This is a genomic window from Kistimonas ophiarachnellae, from assembly GCF_057552235.1.
The window spans coordinates 19,799-39,242 of record NZ_BAAJPA010000010.1; the positions used below are offsets into that span (position 1 = coordinate 19,799).

Here is a 19,444-nt window from a genome sequence, read left to right on the forward strand (position 1 = left end):
GTGCCTTGTTGGTTTTATAAGGGTGGGAACCCGGTAATGTAGAGGATTACCGGGTTAAGCCGTTTTTACCGTATTGGGGCGACGGGCAAAAAAAAATTCTGTTAGTGGTACGAAATCGTCATATTTACCAGATGAAGGCGCTGTTATCAGAGCTTTTCCATGTCACTGAATTCTTGCATCATCGGATCATCATCGTCGTTATTGGGTTCCTGATCACAGGAATTGTTTTCCGGCACGGGCCAGACATCCTGATCCATGGCTTTATCCAGCTCCGGAAACTGTTTGCGGTTAAAGACCGGTTTTTCGATCCCGTTGTTATATTGCTGTTCAAAATCTTTCAACAAGGCGAAGGCGGTGCCAGATAACAGCACAATCACTACCAGATTGATCAGCGCCATGACACCCATGGTCAGATCCGCCAGTGACCAGACAACAGGCAGGCTGCTGAAAGACCCCCAGAACACCATCATAATCACAATGCAGCGGTACCAGAGAATCAAACGCCGGTTGTCCCTGATATGACGAAGGCTGGATTCACCGTAATACGTGTTGGCGACAATGGACGTGAAGCCAAACAACATGGTGATAAAGGCGATAAACGGCTTACCCCACTCGCCGACGGCGCTGCTGAGGGCATTTTGTGTCAGGGCAATACCTGTGACGCCATCGGCATTGAGGTATTCGCCAGAGAGCAGCACTAGCATAGCCGTGGCCGTGCAGATCAAAATGGTATCGGTGAAGACGCTGAACATGGAGATCAGTCCCTGGGTCGCAGGGTGATTGGGTGACGGCGCCGTAACCGCATTAATGTTAGGGCTGCTGCCCATACCGGCTTCATTGGAAAACAGGCCGCGACGGATGCCCTGCAGCATCGCCTGGGACACCATATACCCCATACCGCCGGCTGCTGCCGTCTGTAAACCAAACGCGCTTTGAATCACCAGCCGGAAGACATCAATCAGGCGATCGTGGTAAAGGAACATCACCATGCCTGCCGTGAGAACATATATGGTGGCCATGAACGGAACCGTTTGTTCGGCGAAACGGGCAATCCCCCTAAGTCCCCGGAAAATGATCAGTGCGGTCATCAGTGTGAGCAACAGTCCAACGAACATTTCCGGAAATGCAAAGGCATGAGAGAGTGCGGAGGCTACGGAGTTGGAATGTACTGCATTGAAGGACAGCCCGAAGGACAGCACCATGCACACGGAAAAGACAACTGCCAGGGGGCGACAGCCCAGCGCTTTTTCAATATAGAAGGCCGGGCCGCCCCGGAAAGTGCCGTCATAGTTGTTGGATTTGTACACCTGGGCCAGCGTGTTTTCCACGAAACTGGTGGCCATGCCTAAAATCGCGGTCACCCACATCCAGAACACGGCCCCGGGCCCGCCCAGGTGAATGGCGATGGCCACGCCAGCGATGTTGCTGGTGCCTACATGGGAGGCAAGGCTGGTACACAGGGCCTGGAAGGATGAGATATTGCTCTGATTTCCGGTGCGTTTACTATGCAGAAGCAAACGAAGAGTCAGGGGAAAGTGCCGGACCTGAATCAGTCCGCTGCGCAGGGAAAAATAGACGCCCGCGCCAAGTAGTAAATAGACAAGCCAATAACCCCATAGTATGGCGTTGAAGTTGTTGATCAATACTGTCATGGTACCTCCTTGCCGGAGCTGGGCTTTGTTGGCGCCGGGCCGGGTAAAACCAGAAAATCCTCATGTACTTAGACCTTTTTGCAAACGATGTGTTCAGGAATTGAGGATGTGACGAGGCAAAAATATGGCAATCAGTCTAGCAGAGGCTGGTTTTTTCGCGTTTTTTTAGGGGAGTATGGAATAAATTTTGCCGTTATAATCACGTCATATCATAAATACAGCATTTTCAGATCCGCTTCTGACGTTTGACTGTAGAGGGGGCACGAGGTCAGTGCAGGACAGAATTTACCGCGTCTATATCAGTTCCACGGCCAGGCCGGTCTCGCCAGAGCATACTGCCATCCTGCATGGCGTACTGGCCTCTCACTGCATGCCCGTTTGTCCGGCATTATGGGATCTGCGCGAGGGTAATGAATCACGCATTGACGATGGCGATAACTGGGGACGCAGAAAAGCCCTGATCAACAGTTGTGATTATCTGCTCTTTGCCGGTAATGCCTGTTATGGGGAACGTTCGGCAACAGGCGTCAGCATTCAGCATCAGGAACTTACCTATGCCCTGATGCGTGACAAACCGGTGTTTTGTGCGCTTCTGGACGAAGATGTCATCTCGCAATCTGGCGTGTCAGCGGAAGAATCAGGACGAGTGCGTGCGTTGCGTGCTTTGTTGAAGCGCCATCACTCGGTGAATTGGCATCATATTGATGCGCTGCCGGAAACCATCGCTGCAGGTTTTCCTGCATTTGTGGCGGATCACCCGGCGCCGGGCTGGTCGAAGACTCAGCCGCGAATCACCGTTGAAACGCCGGCGCCCGGGAAAACACGCAATAGCATAACCATACAGCCAGTTTGTCATGCGACTGCCACGGCGGAGCCTGATGATGCCACTAACAGGGACTTTGACTGGTTGCAGGAATACCAGGAATTCAGTATCCAGTGTCATGTCTATATACATGGCAATTGCCACCTGGTCTCACAGAACGTGTCACTCAGCTGGGCTGATGTGTATGAAGCATTTCGTTGCTCGTTGACGCCATCGTGCAATGAAGACCGTATTCAACAGTCACTGTTTGCCATGTTGGAAGCGCGTTTTTGCCAGCAGGTACTGGGGCAATACCCCCAGGCGCATGCGGCGGATGCTTTCCGTTTTTCTGAAACAGCAATGCGGATGATTCGCCTGAAGCTGCGTCGTCATGGATTGGTGCGCAAAGATACGAAGGCGTCATGCCGTAAAAACAGTGTCTGGTGCCTGACCGGGGCAGGAAAAGCTGCCGGTCACTGGATTGGGCGAACGCTTGTCGAATAAACGGAGTCAGGCATCCCGCAGTAAAAAATCCTTCCCCCATTGCTTCGGGTCAAGGAACTGAAAGGGTGGGTCAGCGTTAAAATGTAACGTCTTTGTCTGCTATCCCCGTCCTACCCCATGTCCTTCCCCCGGAGTTGTCCATGATAAGTTTCCTCGTTTCCCTGGTCGCCCTTGTGGTCGGGTACCTGATTTATGGTGCCCTGGTTGAAAAATGGTTTGGTGTGGATCCCAATCGTCCGACACCGGCAGTGACCCAGACCGATGGTGTCGACTATGTGCCCCTGCCCTGGTACAAAATTTTCCTGATCCAGTTTCTGAATATTGCCGGTCTTGGACCGATCTTCGGCGCCATCCTCGGTGCGCTCTATGGTCCCTCTGCATTTTTATGGATTGTGTTCGGCTGCATTTTTGGCGGTGCTGTACATGATTACTTTTCCGGCATGCTCTCCATCCGGCATGAAGGAAAGAGTATTCCCGAGATTGTCGGCATTTACCTGGGCGATAAAACCCGGCAGGTGATGCGGTTGTTTTCCATTGTCCTGCTGTTGCTGGTGGGTACGGTTTTCATGGTCGGCCCGGCTGGTCTTCTGAGTAATCTGGGTTTTGAGGGCATTTTTGCGAATAAGACCTTCTGGTTAGCCGTGATTCTGGCGTACTACTTTATCGCCACAGTGGTACCTGTGGATAAGCTCATTGCGCGGATTTACCCCCTGTTTGGTGCGGCGTTGCTGATCATGGCCGTTGGTATTGGCGGTGCCCTGGTGTTTGGCAACTGGGAAATTCCGGAAGTGGGTACACCCTCTGCCCATCCTGGTGGTCTGCCCCTGTGGCCGATGCTGTTTATCACCATTGCCTGTGGTGCGATCAGCGGTTTCCATGCCACACAGTCGCCACTGATGGCCCGTTGTGTGAAAAATGAATCCTATGGTCGCCCGGTGTTTTTCGGGGCAATGATTGCGGAAGGTGTTGTTGCGCTGGTCTGGGCAGCGGCTGCCATGACGTTTTTCCCGAACGGCATTCCCGGCCTGAACGAGGTGCTGGCCAAAGGCGGCCCCGGCCTTGTGGTCAATGAAGTCTCTGTCGGCCTGATGGGCGGCTTCGGCGGGATGCTGGCGGTGCTGGGCGTGATTGCCTGTCCGGTAACCTCGGGTGATACTGCGTTCCGGAGTGTCCGCCTGATTTTTGCAGATATCTTTAACCTGTCCCAGACAAATATCCGTAATCGTTTATTGGTTGCTATCCCGGTATTTGTTACCGGCTATCTGTTAACACTGGTCGACTTTACCATTATCTGGCGTTACTTCGCGTTTTCAAATCAAGCGCTGGCAACCATTGTGTTGTGGACATCCGCCGTTTACATGGTGCGTAACGGGCGTAGTCACTGGTTTGTGAGTTTGCCGGCAACGTTTATGACAGCCGTTTGTGTAACGTATATCGTTATGGCGCCTGAAGGTTTGGCAATGGAGGCAAATGTTGCTTATCCAGTCGGTATTGTGGCGGCCATAGGCGCTTTTGTTTTCTTTGCTTGCGCAAGTCGTGTAAGGAAAGTAAACGATAACTGTGTTGTTGGTTAAGCATTAAATAAATACACACGTTTGATTTGTATGCTGCATTATTCCCGCTCTTCCTGAGCGGGATTTTATTCGTTGTAGTTGCTTGTGTATCGCTGTAAGTAAAAACCGAGATGGGTTAGTATGTTCTTGAGGGAAAAGACAAATAAACAGGGATTTTAATAGAGCATAAGCGGGAGAGGCAGTCATGCGACCAATCGACCTGCAACAGGTGATCAGCGATATGCGCAGCCAGCTTGCGCCGGTAGTGATGTGCCAGGCGGGCTATGTTTTTGTCAATCTTGAGAAGTTACCCGCCCACGAAGCGCTGCAGGCGCAAATTCATGATCGCGTCGAATCCGGCGTCATCCGTCCGTTAACCCACCTTCATGATGACGATGTCGCGGTATTTTATGCCGCTGAACGTCCGGTACCGCCTGAACGACGGCGGCGTCAGCAGCAACAGGCCATGTTTCAGTTAAACACCCTGTGAGGCATGGTGAAACACACCCGCAAGCCCGGTTAATAGCCGGGCTTTTTTATAGGTGAAAGCCTGTAGTTGTCGTCTGCGTAAGGGTAGGTGAAACCGGCAATAATGCTCAGAAAATCATCATAAAAAGAAGGGCAATCTGCAGGGTATTTATGCCATTTGTCGTATAAAAGCCGAGCAAAGTCTGACATAGATCAGTATAAGCACGGGTTAAATCCTTATTATGACCCCCGTTTTTTCCAACACAACCACAACTCCCCGACTGGACTGCACTCTATGGGCAAATTCAAGTTTCCTTCAGCCTACACGGTGCTAATGGCGATCATTGTATTCGTCGCGGCACTGACTTATATCGTCCCCGCCGGTCAATATGACCGTGTCATGAACCCTGAGCTGGGCAAGGAAGTACCAGTATCCGGCACCTACCACCTGGTTGATGCAAACCCGCAGGGTTTCTCCGACGTGGTCATGGCGCCTATCGCCGGTTTCTTTGATCCTGCAAGCTACGAAGCGGGCGCCATCGACGTGGCCCTGTTCGTACTGATCATTGGTGGCTTCCTGGGTATAGTCACCAAGACCGGTGCTATCGACGCCGGTATCGCCAAGGTGACTTCCGCGCTGGAAGGCAAGGAAATGTGGATGATTCCTGCCCTGATGCTGCTGTTCGCAGCCGGTGGTACCGTTTACGGTATGGCTGAGGAGACACTGCCTTTCTACATGCTGCTGATTCCGGTCATCATCGCGGCGGGTTATGACTCCGTCACCGGTGTTGCCGTGGTTCTGCTGGGCGCCGGTATCGGTGTACTGGGTTCCACCATCAACCCCTTCGCGACCGTTATCGCGTCCAACGCGGCTGACGTACCGTTCACTGACGGTATGGGCATGCGTATCGCCATCCTGGTCATCGGCTTCATCATCACTGCCGGCTTCCTGATGCGTTACGCTGAGAAAGTCCGCAAGGATCCTTCCCTGTCCCTGGTTGCGGACATGAAGGAATCCAACGAAGAATACTTCCTGAAGAACCGTGAAGAAGGTATCGAGCTGACCGGCGCACGCAAGCTGATCCTGGTACTGTTCGCGGCCAGCTTCGGTGTGATGATCTGGGGTGTGTCTTCTGCCGGCTGGTGGATGGCTGAAATGTCCGCCCTGTTCCTGGTGAGCGCTATCCTGATCGGTCTGATCGGCCGCCTGAGCGAAGAAGAGCTGACCGGCACCTTCGTTGACGGTGCACGTGACCTGCTGGGTGTTGCCTTCGTTATCGGTATTGCCCGCGGTATCGTGGTGGTCATGAACGCCGGTAACATCACCGACACCATCCTGTTCTGGTCTGAGAACGCGGTGTCCGGTCTGTCCGAAGTCATCTTCATCAACGCCATGTACTGGATCCAGGTCGTACTGTCCTTCTTCATTCCGTCTACCTCTGGTCTGGCGGTACTGAGCATGCCGATCATGGCGCCGCTGGCTGACTTCGCTAACGTGAGCCGTGACCTGGTTATCACTGCCTACCAGTCTGCATCTGGTGTCGTTAACCTGCTGACCCCGACTTCCGGTGTGGTCATGGGTGGTCTGGCCATCGGTCGTGTGTCCTACGCCAAGTGGTTCAAGTTCGTACTGCCGCTGGCGGGTATCCTGACTGTCATGATCATGATCATGCTGAGTGTTGGCGCCATCATGGCCGCGTAAGCACTCGATACCTCTCGCGAAGTATCCAGAGACAGGTCCGTAAGGGCCTGTCTTTTTTTGTGTCTGCTGAACTCACCCGGCTGGATAATCCAGTCATCAGGATGAATAAATTTTGAGCAGTTTTTTTCAGTCCTGAATAACAATGGCGCCCGGACGTCAGCTAAGAAGAAATGCACATGGTTATCCACAGGGATTGTGAATGACTTCAACCATCTGTTCATACATGGCATCCGGAAATAGAAGACAGTGAACATATAGTGTTGCACTAAAGTACAAATATCGGCTTAATTGATTATTGGTACGTTGGTTCTGTTAATAAAAATAAAAAGAGGCCTCACAATGACTGCTGAGTCCAACGCCGCCGTCAAGACCGCCTTTACCGGGGAGTGGGAAGGAACCGCGGGCAATGACGACAAAACGCTGGATCACCTCTACGCCAAGATGTACGGCTACGGTGGTGACGACACCCTGACCGCTACCGGCGGCGGTGTGCTTATCCATGGTGGCGAAGGCCACGACACTCTGACTGCACACGGCATTGAAACCATCATCTACGGTGAAGGTGGTAATGATGTGATCCGTGGTTATGCTGCCGATACACAGCTGGGCGGTGGTGCCGGTGATGATGTGGTTGAAGGACATGGCCTGCGGGCAAGCGTGTCCGGCGGCGACGGGAATGACACCCTGCTGGCGACCGGCCTGCACGCGGTGGTGGATGGCGGCGACGGGGACGATGTGATCGAAACCGCGGCGGGTGTGGCCAGGATTACTGACTTTGCCGGTCACAATACCATTCAGGCCTTTGGGGGCGCCAACCGGATTGATACCGGCGACGGCAATGATGACGTTACCGCAGTGGCAGGCGCGAACAGCATCGCCGCCGGTGGCGGTAATAATACGATCAATGCCGTTGGCGGTGCGAATGTTATCCAGGTTGCGGACGGTGATAACACCATCGTGGCCGGTGGTCTTGCGAATACGGTATTGGCGGGTCATGGTGATAACAGCGTCACGGCATTGGGTGGTGGCAATGTTGTGTTTGCCGGGCATGGGAATAATGCTGTCCAGGTTGCCGGTGGCGTAAATAGCGTCATGGTCGGAGACGGGGATAACCAGGTGCTCGCGACCGGTGGCGTCAATATAGTACTGGCCGGGAACGGTGATAACGATATTGCTGCTCTCGGTGGTGCTAATTTCCTTGCAGCCGGTAGCGGCAATGATCACATCATGGCCGGTGGACTGGCGAACATCGTGCTTGCCGGTGATGGACATAACGCTGTAGAAGCCCTGGGTGGCGCCAATTTCATCCAGAGTGGCACCGGTGATGATTTCATCGTTGCGGGTGGCGGCGCCAATGCAGTCGTAGCCGGTGATGGTAATAACACGGTGTTCGGACTGGGTGTCGCCAACCTGGTGTGGACGGGGAATGGCGCGGATGATATTGCCGTTGGCGGCCAGGTTAACCTGGTGAATGCCGGTGCTGGGGATAACACGCTGGTCGCGGCAGGCGAGGGCAATGTCTTCATCGCTGCGGACGGCAATGATGTCGCGCTGCTCGGTGGTGTCGCCAATATTGCGATAACCGGTGGTGGTAACAACATCATCACGGCGGTCGGTGAAGCCAATATTCTGCAGGCAGCCAATGGCAATGATGTGATGGTGTCAGGCGGTGTTGCCAATATCCAGCTGGCGGGTAGCGGTGATAATGCATTGGCTGCGTTTGGCGCCGGTAATCTTCAATTCAGTGGTTCAGGCAATGACACCCAGATCGCTATGGGTGTTGCCAATATCCAGCTGGCAGGAGATGGGGATAACTCTCTGCTGGCGCTGGGAGAGGGTAATGTTCAGCTGACCGGTACCGGGAATGACTTCACAGTGGCCGGTGGTGTGGCCAACATTGTTTCTACCGCATCAGGCAGTGACACAGTGATTGCGGCAGGTGTCGCCAATGTGGTGCTTTCCGGTGGTGACAATGACACAGTTGTGGCAGCCGGTGAAACCAATATTGTCCTGACCGGTTATGGCGATGACAGTGTCGTCTCTGCCGGTGTAAATAACCTGTTGCTGACAGAAGCGGGCGCCGACATGGCGCTGGTGGCTGGTCAGAACAATGTTGCATTCACGGGCAGTGGCAATGATGTGATTGCTGCAATGGGGCAAAACAACGCCATTGCCAGCGGATCGGGCGCCGATATTGTCGTAGCGATAGGCCAGAACAACCTGGTGGCCACCGATAACGATATTCAGATTTATGCCGAGGATCTGCCGCAGCAGGGTGTCTATCAGTTTGGGCTGGATTCCGTCATTGGGCTGGATACCTTCACTGACAGCGACAATGGGTTTGCACAGCGACTGTTAGATAACCTTGGCTTGGGTGTGACGGCTGAAGCCGAAGTTGCATTAAGCGGGCAGCTCAGCATGCTGTTTCCGGAGCTGGAACTATCCAGTCCGACGGTGCCTGACTGGCAGTCACCGGAATTGAACCTTCCACAGTATGATTATGCGATTCCGGCCTTGCCTGAACTCAAAGGCACGCCCGTGGAATATCAGTACGGTGAACTGGTTGCCTATGGTTTGCCGGAGATTCAGTTACCTGAACTCAGCTCCCCGGAATTAAGCCTTTCCGGTATTACCTTACCGTCGTTTGTTCTCCCCAAATTGTCCGATGCGTCCGTGACGCTTGAAGACTGGCAGATAGATGCCAGCTACAACCTGTCGTTTGGTCTGGATCAGACAGGTGACAATGGCGGTATTGGTAATTCCGTGCTGGGACTTTTGGGCGGTGACCTGGCGTTTACCAATTTCCTCGGCGATGTACTGGCGGAAGTGATTGGTGGCAGTTTTGATCTAAACGCTAATGGCACGGTAACGGTTAACGAAGCGGGTATCAGTGATCAACATCAGGTAAGTGCGGATCTTCTGGTCTATAACGCATCGGCGGATTACCAGATATTCAAAACATCGGTTGCCGAAGATAATGCACAGCCTGCAGCGGTGGCGGCTAGCCGCACTGCAGAGATTGCGTTGCCAACGGTGAATCTGCCTGCTTTTCATATTCCGGCATTCTCTATCAACAGTTTCGATATCAGTGGTTTCAGTGCGGGCCTGTCTGATGTGCTCAGTGGCCGGGAATTCTATGGCTATGCCGTGCCTGAATTTACGTTGCCTGAGCTGGCGATTCCAGGCTTTGATGTTGCCGATTATGCGGATGTTCAGGCACCGGTCCTTGAAGCACAAAGCTTTGGTTTGCCTGCATTCACCGTACCGGTTGTGGGCGGCATCAATGTGGCAGAGCGCCTGCCTGATCTGGATTACTCGCTCGATTTCCTGCAGGACAGTGGCGATATCGCCTTCCTGGCCGGACAGAATAACCTGGCCTTCACCGGCGCAGGCGATGACCTGGCCATAGCGCTGGGTCAAAACAACCTGGTGCAGTCGGGAGAAGGTGACGATGTCGCCTTGTTGCTTGGCCAGAACAATATCTGGCACGCCCAGGCCGGTAACGATCTCGGTTTTGCTGCCGGTGATTTGAACCTGCTGCAGGGCGGTGATGGCAACAATGTCATGATCGCGCTGGGTAATACGAATAATCTGTCGTCTGGAAACGGTGAAGATGCCGCCATCGCCATTGGCAATACCAATACGCTGGTAACGGGTAATGGTTCTGATGTCTTACTGGCACTGGGGAATCAAAACCGACTGGACGCCGGTGATAACGGTGACAACACGCTCCTGGCCGTAGGCGTCAACAACAGCCTGTCATCCGGTAATGGCAATGACATCCTGGCCGGTCTTGGTGCGGAAAACCGATTTGCTGCCGGTGCGGGCGATGACCTGCTGGTAGCCGTTGGTGGAGCCAACACCCTGCTGGGCGATGAAGCAGAGTCCAGCACTTCAGGCGGCGGACATGACGTGATGATTGCGGTAGGCGCAGTTAATACCGTCAATGCCCATTATGGGAATGACGGCGTTTATGCTGCTGGCTTAGGCAATACCATCAATGCGGGCAGTGGCAATGATATCGTTGCGGCTGCCGGTGTCGCCAATATCTTTGACCTGGGTGAGGGTGAGGATATTGGTATTGCCCTCGGTGTGGGAAATGACGTTTCCGGTCAGGCGGGTAATGACTTCCTGGTCAATATCGGCATGGGCGCCTCCGTCTCCGGTGACGCGGGCAATGACCTGATTTTCGATATCGGGATGACGGGTTTCTCCAGCGGTGGAGCTGGCGACGATATTCTGATGGGATTGGGTTGGGGCAGTCTGGATCTGTTATCCACTGCAGGCCTTGGTACGGACCTGTTCCTGTTGGCGGAAGGTCTGAACACTGTCGTTCAGGACGGTGGCGCGGATTCTCTCAATGACCTGACCAATCTGGTCAATCTGACCAGTACCCTCAGTACTGAAGGTGGCACTGGCAACGACCTGTTTATCGCGGGCTTTGGTTCAACGACAGCCGCCGGTGGTGAAGGCAATGACAGCTATGTCTACTACCTGAACAGCGGCAACTATGCGATTACGGAAACCGGTGGTCAGGATACGCTTGAGTTCCGCAGCCATGACCTGTTCGATTTCCAGCTGGATACCTCAAACCTGTTCCTGTCATCACTGGGTGAGGCGGGTTACCAGCTGGATGTGGTTGTTGATAACCAGTCATGGGCATCGGTGTCACTCAGCGGCTGGGAGAGCGATGACAGGATTCAACTGACAGACAGTGACAGCACACTGAACCTGAGTTTTGACGAACTTCAGCAGTATTGGCAGGATCAGGATACCGTGGAGTCGTTTGAAGCCTATGACTTTGATCTGGCTGCTGTCCTGGAAAGCGGGGTGCAGGAGGCGCTGGCGACACTGGATGGCTATAACGCTGATCCACTGGCGGCAGACCTGTTGTCCACACTGCAGAGTGACGGTTTGGCTGGCGTATCTTCCAGTCTGTATGCTGCCTTCGATGAATCCAGGGATCAGATCGAAGCGGCCACCATGGTAGCCTGATGCCAGATATGGTGTACTGATAGAGTCAATGAAGGCCCCTTTATGGGGCCGGTTAACTTCCTGAATAACGATAAAAACATCGGAAGGGACAGCAATGAGCAAGCAGATGTTTTGCGACGGTGTAGAGAACATTGCGGTGATCAGTGGCAACGTCAGGGTAGAGCTGTTTGGTTTTACTGCCGGCGCCACTGATGGGAAGCTTGATCACAACCGGGAAAAGACCGGCACACTGGTCATGAGTCCGGAAGGCTTTCTCCGTTGTTGCCAAGCCTTTGAGAATCTGAAGCAGGAAATGCTGGAACGCGGGCTGTTAAAACCCGCTTCGGCGCCTGCCAACGACAAATCCCCGACATCTCCCAATTTTGCTGAGGCTGAAGCCTGATCGGCACGCTGGAGGTTTTCCTTGAGCAGTGGAAATCAGTCTCTGTCGTCAGCACTTGAATGCCTGGCGATTGTCGCCCGTTATCATCATCTCCGTCATTCACCGGAATCCCTCCGGTTGATGGTCGAGGGTGAATCACGCCTGGATTCGGCAGCCCTGGCAGGCATTGCTGAACGTGTAGGTTTAACGGCCCGGTGTGAATCACTCTCCATGACGGATCTGCTTAAGCAGGGCGAATCTTTCCCCGTGATTGCCATGTTGAATAATGGCAATAGCGTGGTTGTCAGCGGTGTACGGCAGAAAGCACAGGGTGAGTTGGTGCTGCTGGTGCTGGATCCTTTGGCGGATCAGAAAAGCCATCTTATGGAAATTTCTGAAGAAGCATTTGCCAAAGCATGGACCGGAGAAGTTCTGCAGTTACAGCCGAAACTGCAGACATCAGCTGATCATAAAGCGTTTGGTGTGCGCTGGCTGTTTGAGCAGATAGCTGCACCGCGTGGTGTCTTAACGCATATTTTCATCTTATCCCTCTTACTCCATTGCCTGATTTTTGTGGTGCCAGTGTTCACCATGGCGGTTTTCGACAAGGTGATCGGCTACCAGGGGTATGCAACGCTGCACGTACTGTTTGTGGGGGCAGTCATCGCACTGCTGTTCTCGGGCGTGTTTGGTTATCTCCGAACCTTGTTAATTCAGTACGCCGCTGGTCGTCTGGATGTGTTGCTGGCGGAGCGTATTGCATCAGACCTATTTAAACTGCCGTTGTCGTTTTTCAGGAAGCTGCCTGCGGGAGGATTGATTCGCCAGGTACAGGAATCAGACCGAATCCGGGAATTTATCACCGGCAACCTGTTGTTCACACTCATCGAATTCACCGCCATTGTGGTGTTGTTACCGGTCATGTTTATGTTCAGCTGGCAGCTCACCCTGCTGGTGCTTGGGTTCGCTGTGCTGATTGGTCTTAACGCACTGGTGGCTATGCGGGCTTCTCGTCGAACGGTTGACCAGCTGTATCGGGCAGAGGCTGACAGGCAGTCACTGATTGCCGAGACATTATCCGGTGTTGAAACCGTTCGTGCTCTGGCACAGGAATCACGAATCAAGCGTCGATGGTTGAGTAAAAGCGCAGAAATTGTTCGTCTGAATCGACAGACAGGGCTGACAACCGGTTTGGTCTCAGAAAGTGGTGGTCTTCTACAGAAACTGATGCAGCTCACCATCATCTGGTATGGCGCCCAGCTGGTGTTGGTGGGTGGGCTGTCTATCGGTGTTTTGATCGCCTTCAATATCATGGCCGGACGTATTTCGGGGCCATTGGTTCAACTGGCCGGGATGCCCGGCCGTCTTCAACAGGTGCGACAGTCGGTTTCAACGCTGGGAACATTGCTGAACCAGCCCCCCGAACGAGTACGTACATCGGGCGTTACAGCGCCAGTTAAGGGGCGCATTGAGTTCCGACAGGTGAGTTTCAGTTATACGCCGGAACTGCCGGGTATTCTAAAAGCGGTCAGTTTCCAGATTTCGGCGGGTATGAAAGTCGCGGTTGTGGGGGCCAGTGGTTCCGGAAAAAGCACGGTTGCACGACTCATGGCCGGTTTATACCGGCCGGATAAAGGCCAGGTGCTGATTGATGGCATTAACCTGCCGGAGTATGACCCGGCCTATTTGCGTTCCCGGATGGGTATTGTGCTTCAGGAATCGTTCCTGTTCCGGGGTACTGTCCAGGAGAACATTGCCGCCTGCGCACCGCATGCCGGGATCAATGAGGTTATGGAAGCGGCGCGAATCGCAGGCGCACATGCCTTCATAGAAACGCTGCCCCAAGGGTATGACACTGTTTTGGATGAGCAGGGTGCGAACCTGTCAGGCGGTCAGCGTCAGCGGCTTTGTATTGCAAGGGCGATACTGCACGACCCCGCCATTGTGCTGCTGGATGAAGCGACCAGCGCCCTGGATCCTGCGACTGCCGACCAGCTGGAGGAGAATCTCGACAGGCTTGCCAGTGGACGAACGCTGGTGATGGTGACCCATCGTCAGTCACTGCTGCAGGCGATGGACAAGATTCTGCTGGTAGAGCAGGGAGAGGTGCGCGCCATAGGTCGCCATGATGAATTGTTAGTTTCAACGCCGTCATACCGATTGTTATGGCAGCGACATGTCGCGGGAGAGCAGCTATGAAGCACCTTTTCTCCCAGCTCAGGGCGCGTTATGACGCCTGGAAAAAAACGACGCTGACTGAGTCTCTGCAACCTGACTGGCGACAGATTGCGTCCGAATCACCACCGGCATGGCTGCCAGTGGTGTCCTGGTCGGGTCTCCTGTTGTTCGTCGTATTGTTTCTCTGGTCTGCCATTTCCCGGGTTGAGACGACTGTCGTGGCGAGAGGGGAACTTGTCTCCCTGTTACCCAATACACCCGTACAGCCACTGTATGATGGCATTGTCAGGCAATTGTCTGTCTCGGAAGGTGATTTTATTAGCAAGGGAGAGGTGCTGGCCGTTTTGGACAGTACCGAATCTGAGGCTGACCTGGACAGCATCCGGCTTCGCTTGTTATCCGCCCAGGCGTCTGCCAGACGTTTTGAGGCGGAGCTGGCATGGTTTGAGAACATCGGTGTGGATGCGTCAAAACTGGATACAGTCCGGTTTTCTGATGATCTGGCTATGCAATCCCTTGAGCAGCAGTTGTTTATCCGACGTATCAATGAATACCGGGGAACCGTTGCTTTGCATGAAGCATCAATGCAGGCATTGCAAGAGCGTCAGGTGCAGTTAGCCGGGCAGTTACACATATTGGAGCAGGAAGTTGTCGTTACTAAAGACCTGGATCGCCTGCGAACATCCCTTTATGAAAAGGAAAAGGAAGCTTATCAACGCCATGGTCCAAGGAAAGTGGATCATTTGCAGACCCGGCAGACATTACTGGCGGCAGAGCGGAACGTTGCGACGGTGCGTTCAGAGTTAAAGACTATTGAACGACAATTGAAAGATAAAAAAATTGAGCACCAGGCATGGCGTAATAGTGTTCTCGCAACATTGGGGGAAGGGTTTTCCCAGTCGAGCAGAGAGTATGCGGCAACCCTGGCTCAGCTGAAAAAATATAAGCAGGCACAACAAACGACATCCTTGCGTGCGCCCCATGATGCAGTTGTCCTGGTTTCTGCTGATAAAGGGGCTGGCAGTGTCGTTAAATCCGGTGAGGTATTGTTCGAGTTGGCGCCTGTGGATGGTGAGCTTGAAGCCGAGATTATGATCTCCCCCATGTCGATCGGCATGGTGCCCGAAGCCGCGAATGTACGACTTAAACTGGATACGTTGCCGTTTACCCGTTACGGCGATATCTCCGGCACATTGCGCCTGATCAGTAATGGAACCGTCCTGGATGGTAATCATGAACAGCCGGGTTACCGGGGCAATGTCAGGCTTGAATCGCGACAACTGCGTCATGTGCCGGAACATTTCAGGTTATTGCCGGGGATGACGCTGGAAGCGGATATCCTGACAGGGGATCGATCCCTGCTCAGTTTCCTGATTTATCCCATCGAACGGGCGTTGGATAACAGTTTTCGGGAGCCCTGAATGAAGCCCTATCCTGTTATCCGAACGGTTTTCGCCATACTGACCGTTATGATTGTCGCGGGATGCACTCTGCATGGTCGCGGACTGACACCGGAAGAAATACGTCAACGGTCCGAGCGGGACCTTGCCGGTTTTCACGTTGCCCCTCCCATTACAGAACCGTTGTCGTTGCCCCAGGCGATGGCTAGAGCAATTGAGTTTAACCTTGATCTGGAGGTTGAACGATATCGCCAACTGGTGTCGGCTACCGGTCTGGAGGAGGTGCAGTGGCAGCTGGCTCCATCTACGCTGGCGGAAGGCAATACCGTGCTACGAAGCTCACCGCCAGATCAGCGTAATTCCAGTAACTTTGAAGGACGCCGTCGTGACGTGGCCAGTGCCAATCTGCGCTGGTCTGTGCTGGACTTTGCCATCGGCTATATTCGGACGCAGCAGGCGTTGAACGATGTGTTTATTACCCGTGAGCAAACCCGCGCGACACTTAACCGGCTGATGTCAGAGGTTCGTACGGCTTGGTGGCGGACGGTACTAGCTGAGCAGCGTGAGACGGAGGGGCTGCAACTGGCCTCGGATATCCGTGCCATGAATGACCAGCTGGCTGGAGATCGTTACACGTCATTAATGGACCCCTTGATGTTACTTGGCTATCAACGTGAGTTGCTGTCGCTGAGTGGCCGGTTACAGTCAATCAAACGGGAGCGGCAGACGGCTTTCATTGATCTGGCTGCATTGATCAACAGTCGTACGACAGAGTTTCCTTTACCGGGTTCTATCCACAGTGAGCAAGTGATACCCACACTGCCAGAATTGTCTGATTTGGAGGAGCTTGCACTGAGACTGCGGCCTGAATTACAGGAAAGTGATTACAGGATCAGGAACCGGGGATGGGATGTGTCGGGTGCAAAGTGGCGCTGGCTACCCAATATTGATGTGTTTGCCAGTGCCCGCTATGACGACAGCGCGAACCTGGAGGATAGTCACTGGGAAGAGCAGGGTGTTGGGGTTTCGCTCGACCTGATGGGTATTTTCAAGATACCGGCACGGATTCGAGCCGCCGAGGCTGAATTGGATGCTGAAGAAGCAAAGCGCCTCGCGCTGGCCATGGCAGTAATCAAACAGGTTCGTATGGCAGCTGCGGAGCAGCAGACGCTTATACAAGACTATCAGCGTGCTCAGCACTATCAGACGCTGGTTTTTAAAGAGTGGAAGGTGCGTAATAGCAGGGAGCCATTTGATCCCGGGGATGAGATTGCGTTGCTGAGGGTCCGGTGTGATTTGTTGCTGGCAGAGTATGAGGTCGACCAGGCATGGTTGGCCTTGTTAAAGGGGTATGAGTCCACCTTGTTAGCAACAGGTATTGATCAGGTTCCGCTGATGCTTTTAGAGCAGGAAGGCAATGATTTAGCGTCTTCCCTGGTTCGACACGATGCCATACCGTCGCTAGCATCCTATCTGGAACCCTAAGTGTTTGGAGTCACAGACTGTTGCCAAGACTGAAGTGTTCCGGTGATGTGGACAATATGGTTTTCCAGGCATCATCGGTCTTGAGCAGTGAATAGATGCGGTAATCCAGCAGTCCGTAGTCGTTTTTTACCCAGGACTGCAGTAATCCTTCGAGATGAAAACCGACCCGCTTGAGGAAACGGTGCATATAAGTATGTTCGGGGACAACCTGCGCCTCAATGCGGTGCAGTTGTAACTGGCTGAAACCATAGGCAATAACGGCCCGGCCTGTTTCGTAAAGAATATTTTCCCCCCAGAGTTCGGGTAATACTTCCACCATCAAAGCGGCAGAATTATTTTGATGGTTAATATGTTTGAACCCGATCCGGCCGGTAAACCGCTGACTGGTTTTCTCCTCAATCAGCCAGTAAAGCGCAGAGCCTGATGTTGTCTCCTGATCCATGGCCTTCAGAACACCATTGACCTCACTATGGCTGGTAACGGGATGAGCCGGGTGTGCGGTTACAACCCTTTCCTCTCTGAGGAGGGTGTAGAGATTATCAGCATCATATTGAGTGAAGGGACGGAGGCGAAAGCGTGTTGTTTGAAGAACCGGTGTCATAGCTGCGAGTGTCTCAAAAATGTTACGGTTTCTGAATGGTTCGGGTGTAGATGCTGACATCACAATAGTGATGGGGGCGCAGCTTGTAGAAGTCCCTGAGGCGTGACGTTGGCTGGAATCCGATGATCTCCAGTGCGCCGGTCAGTCGTTTCTGATCTGACTCATCCTCAATCACCTGGTAATGCAAACTGTGGAGTGACAGCAGTTCATCAGACAGTTGCACAATACTCGCAATGGTTTCAACCAGCGTGTTATCTGTCAGCGTTTTCCAGTTGTCGATACGGATAAAGGCTCGCCGTGCAACGGGCTCAATGCCATAAATATGGATAATGGCCTGAAGTCGTTCTTTCTGGGCCAGGCCAAGAATGAGTCCTTGCTGCTTATCAGAAAGTTGTTCCGCCATCCGGACAAACTGGCTGGCTTCTTGAGTGGTATGAATGACAGGTTGGTGTTGCAGGGTATCTGTCTGGTAAATGCCAACTATGGCCTCGCTGTCCTCATACGCTAGAGGTTTGAGTTCTGCGGTTGCCAAAGGGATAGCAGGGAATTTCATAGGCACCTTGTCTTTATTTTTTTGCCTTGTCTCAGACCATAAATCAGGCGACAGGCATTTACAATCTCCAGACAGGAATGACGCCCTGATTCAGCTATGATTTAGAAATTTTAACCATGATCTTTACATAGGGTGCTGAATCCATGCGTAAATTGACAGCCGGAATGGCCGGAGTTCTCTCCCTGAGCGCAAGCCTGGGTGCCTATGCCCTGGGGCCAATGCCTGAAGAAAGCGGCTTTTCGGGGTTTGTGGGCTTCGGGCTGGGGAACACAACGCTGAAAAGCAATATCGTGGCGGGCAACGCCATGGGCGAAATCAGCAATGACCGCATCCATGACCTGAACGGCGCCGCCAGTTCCGAGTCGTCTTCCTCCGGTTACCTCAATGGTGAGGTGCAGTACACCTGGGCGGACAGCAAGACCCAGGTGTTTGCCGGTAACTCCCTGGAAAACTGGCTGCGTTATGATTTTTCCTCTGAACTCGGCGTGCGTCGTCAGTATGAGGGCATTGGTGAGCTGTCTGTCAGCTACCTGTTTTCCGGTATTGCCACCAAGGTCTGGCAGGATCCTTACAAGACAGACGGCAAGCGTAAGGATACCGATCGCACCAGTACCGGCGCGCGTATCGGCTGGAACAATATCATGGGCTCCAATTTCCAGGTGCGCCTCTCTACCCGCAAGGTTGAGATTGAAGACGAGCTGAGCGGTGAAATGCTGGGAGAGAAGGATGAGCTGACGCTGGCTGAGCGTGGACTGCTCTCCCGTGAAGGTGATATCCGCTCCGGAGAAGTGCTGTACCGGCACGCCCTCGGCAACGGCCATTTCATCATTCCTTCCGTCAAGTTCACCCGCTATGACCTGGATGGCAAGGCGATGGCGTCCGATGAAACGGTTGTCCAGCTGAGCCATGCCTGGGGTAACGAGCAGTGGCAGACCGTCACCAACCTGGTGTATGGCCAGAGCAAGCATGACAAGGCCAACCCCATCGCTGAGTTTGGTGGTAAGACGCAGGACGACGATATCTACGGTGCGTCCTTCGCGGTGTTCTACAATGAGCCGTTTGGCTGGGAGAACTGGCGCGCCATGGGCAGTGTCGCGGCTTTCCGTGCAGATTCCAATATCGATTTCTACGACACCAACATTACGTCAGTGACCGCTGGCCTGATGTATCGTTTCTGATTGAAGGGTGAG

At 53.4% G+C, this 19,444-nt stretch carries 13 protein-coding genes; 10 read left to right on the forward strand and 3 right to left on the reverse strand.

All coding sequences use genetic code 11. The annotated features are described in order from the left end of the window. Positions 1-146 precede the first annotated feature (146 nt). Positions 147-1,652, reverse strand: coding sequence for an alanine/glycine:cation symporter family protein (locus AC27K1_RS13455; RefSeq protein ID WP_487151239.1), 1,506 nt, complete (start codon positions 1,650-1,652; stop codon positions 147-149). 271 nt (positions 1,653-1,923) lie between these two features. Here AC27K1_RS13455 and AC27K1_RS13460 point away from each other — a divergent pair, with 271 nt between their 5' ends. From AC27K1_RS13460 to AC27K1_RS13500, 9 genes are all read left to right on the forward strand, one after another. After that, complete coding sequence (locus AC27K1_RS13460) at positions 1,924-2,958, forward strand: DUF4062 domain-containing protein (protein WP_487151241.1); 1,035 nt, start codon at positions 1,924-1,926, stop codon at positions 2,956-2,958. 140 nt (positions 2,959-3,098) lie between these two features. Further along, entirely contained in the window at positions 3,099-4,532 is a 1,434-nt protein-coding gene (locus AC27K1_RS13465) for a carbon starvation CstA family protein (protein ID WP_487151243.1), read from the forward strand. A gap of 184 nt (positions 4,533-4,716) precedes the next feature. Next, positions 4,717-5,001: a hypothetical protein gene (locus AC27K1_RS13470; protein WP_487151245.1), complete on the forward strand. Its 285-nt coding sequence runs from the start codon at positions 4,717-4,719 to the stop codon at positions 4,999-5,001. Positions 5,002-5,274: 273 nt separating this feature from the next. After that, complete coding sequence (locus AC27K1_RS13475; protein WP_487151246.1) at positions 5,275-6,681, forward strand: YfcC family protein; 1,407 nt, start codon at positions 5,275-5,277, stop codon at positions 6,679-6,681. Positions 6,682-7,020: 339 nt separating this feature from the next. Continuing rightward, a complete protein-coding gene (locus tag AC27K1_RS13480; protein ID WP_487151247.1) occupies positions 7,021-11,676 on the forward strand; it encodes a beta strand repeat-containing protein in 4,656 nt (1,551 codons plus the stop codon). Between the two features lie 94 nt (positions 11,677-11,770). Continuing rightward, positions 11,771-12,058 carry a hypothetical protein gene (locus AC27K1_RS13485; protein WP_487151249.1) on the forward strand — a complete coding sequence of 96 codons (288 nt, stop codon included), beginning with the start codon at positions 11,771-11,773 and terminating at the stop codon, positions 12,056-12,058. A gap of 21 nt (positions 12,059-12,079) precedes the next feature. Then, positions 12,080-14,236 carry a peptidase domain-containing ABC transporter gene (locus tag AC27K1_RS13490; RefSeq protein ID WP_487151251.1) on the forward strand — a complete coding sequence of 719 codons (2,157 nt, stop codon included), beginning with the start codon at positions 12,080-12,082 and terminating at the stop codon, positions 14,234-14,236. Continuing rightward, a complete protein-coding gene (locus AC27K1_RS13495; RefSeq protein WP_487151253.1) occupies positions 14,233-15,636 on the forward strand; it encodes an HlyD family type I secretion periplasmic adaptor subunit in 1,404 nt (467 codons plus the stop codon). The genes AC27K1_RS13490 and AC27K1_RS13495 overlap by 4 nt, the downstream gene beginning before the upstream one ends. Further along, complete coding sequence (locus tag AC27K1_RS13500; protein WP_487151254.1) at positions 15,637-17,100, forward strand: TolC family protein; 1,464 nt, start codon at positions 15,637-15,639, stop codon at positions 17,098-17,100. A 10-nt stretch (positions 17,101-17,110) separates the two neighbouring features. Here the strand turns inward: AC27K1_RS13500 and AC27K1_RS13505 are convergent, their stop codons facing one another. Together AC27K1_RS13505 and AC27K1_RS13510 are read right to left on the reverse strand one after the other, a co-directional pair. Then, positions 17,111-17,701, reverse strand: a complete 591-nt coding sequence (locus tag AC27K1_RS13505; protein ID WP_487151256.1) for a GNAT family N-acetyltransferase — start codon at positions 17,699-17,701, stop codon at positions 17,111-17,113. A gap of 22 nt (positions 17,702-17,723) precedes the next feature. Further along, a complete protein-coding gene (locus AC27K1_RS13510; protein ID WP_487151258.1) occupies positions 17,724-18,254 on the reverse strand; it encodes a hypothetical protein in 531 nt (176 codons plus the stop codon). A gap of 143 nt (positions 18,255-18,397) precedes the next feature. On the opposite strand from AC27K1_RS13510, the gene AC27K1_RS13515 reads away from it, so the two are divergent. Further along, positions 18,398-19,432: a DUF2860 family protein gene (locus AC27K1_RS13515; protein ID WP_487151260.1), complete on the forward strand. Its 1,035-nt coding sequence runs from the start codon at positions 18,398-18,400 to the stop codon at positions 19,430-19,432. Positions 19,433-19,444: the final 12 nt, after the last annotated feature.

Excerpts from the sequence above, each read along its gene's own strand:
- AC27K1_RS13455 (WP_487151239.1), bottom strand. The coding sequence starts at position 1,652 with ATGACAGTATTGATCAACAACTTCAACGCCATACTATGGGGTTATTGG.
- AC27K1_RS13465 (WP_487151243.1), top strand. The coding sequence starts at position 3,099 with ATGATAAGTTTCCTCGTTTCCCTGGTCGCCCTTGTGGTCGGGTACCTG.
- AC27K1_RS13470 (WP_487151245.1), top strand. The coding sequence starts at position 4,717 with ATGCGACCAATCGACCTGCAACAGGTGATCAGCGATATGCGCAGCCAG.
- AC27K1_RS13475 (WP_487151246.1), top strand. The coding sequence starts at position 5,275 with ATGGGCAAATTCAAGTTTCCTTCAGCCTACACGGTGCTAATGGCGATC.
- AC27K1_RS13480 (WP_487151247.1), top strand. The coding sequence starts at position 7,021 with ATGACTGCTGAGTCCAACGCCGCCGTCAAGACCGCCTTTACCGGGGAG.
- AC27K1_RS13485 (WP_487151249.1), top strand. The coding sequence starts at position 11,771 with ATGAGCAAGCAGATGTTTTGCGACGGTGTAGAGAACATTGCGGTGATC.
- AC27K1_RS13495 (WP_487151253.1), top strand. The coding sequence starts at position 14,233 with ATGAAGCACCTTTTCTCCCAGCTCAGGGCGCGTTATGACGCCTGGAAA.
- AC27K1_RS13500 (WP_487151254.1), top strand. The coding sequence starts at position 15,637 with ATGAAGCCCTATCCTGTTATCCGAACGGTTTTCGCCATACTGACCGTT.
- AC27K1_RS13505 (WP_487151256.1), bottom strand. The coding sequence starts at position 17,701 with ATGACACCGGTTCTTCAAACAACACGCTTTCGCCTCCGTCCCTTCACT.
- AC27K1_RS13510 (WP_487151258.1), bottom strand. The coding sequence starts at position 18,254 with ATGAAATTCCCTGCTATCCCTTTGGCAACCGCAGAACTCAAACCTCTA.
- AC27K1_RS13515 (WP_487151260.1), top strand. The coding sequence starts at position 18,398 with ATGCGTAAATTGACAGCCGGAATGGCCGGAGTTCTCTCCCTGAGCGCA.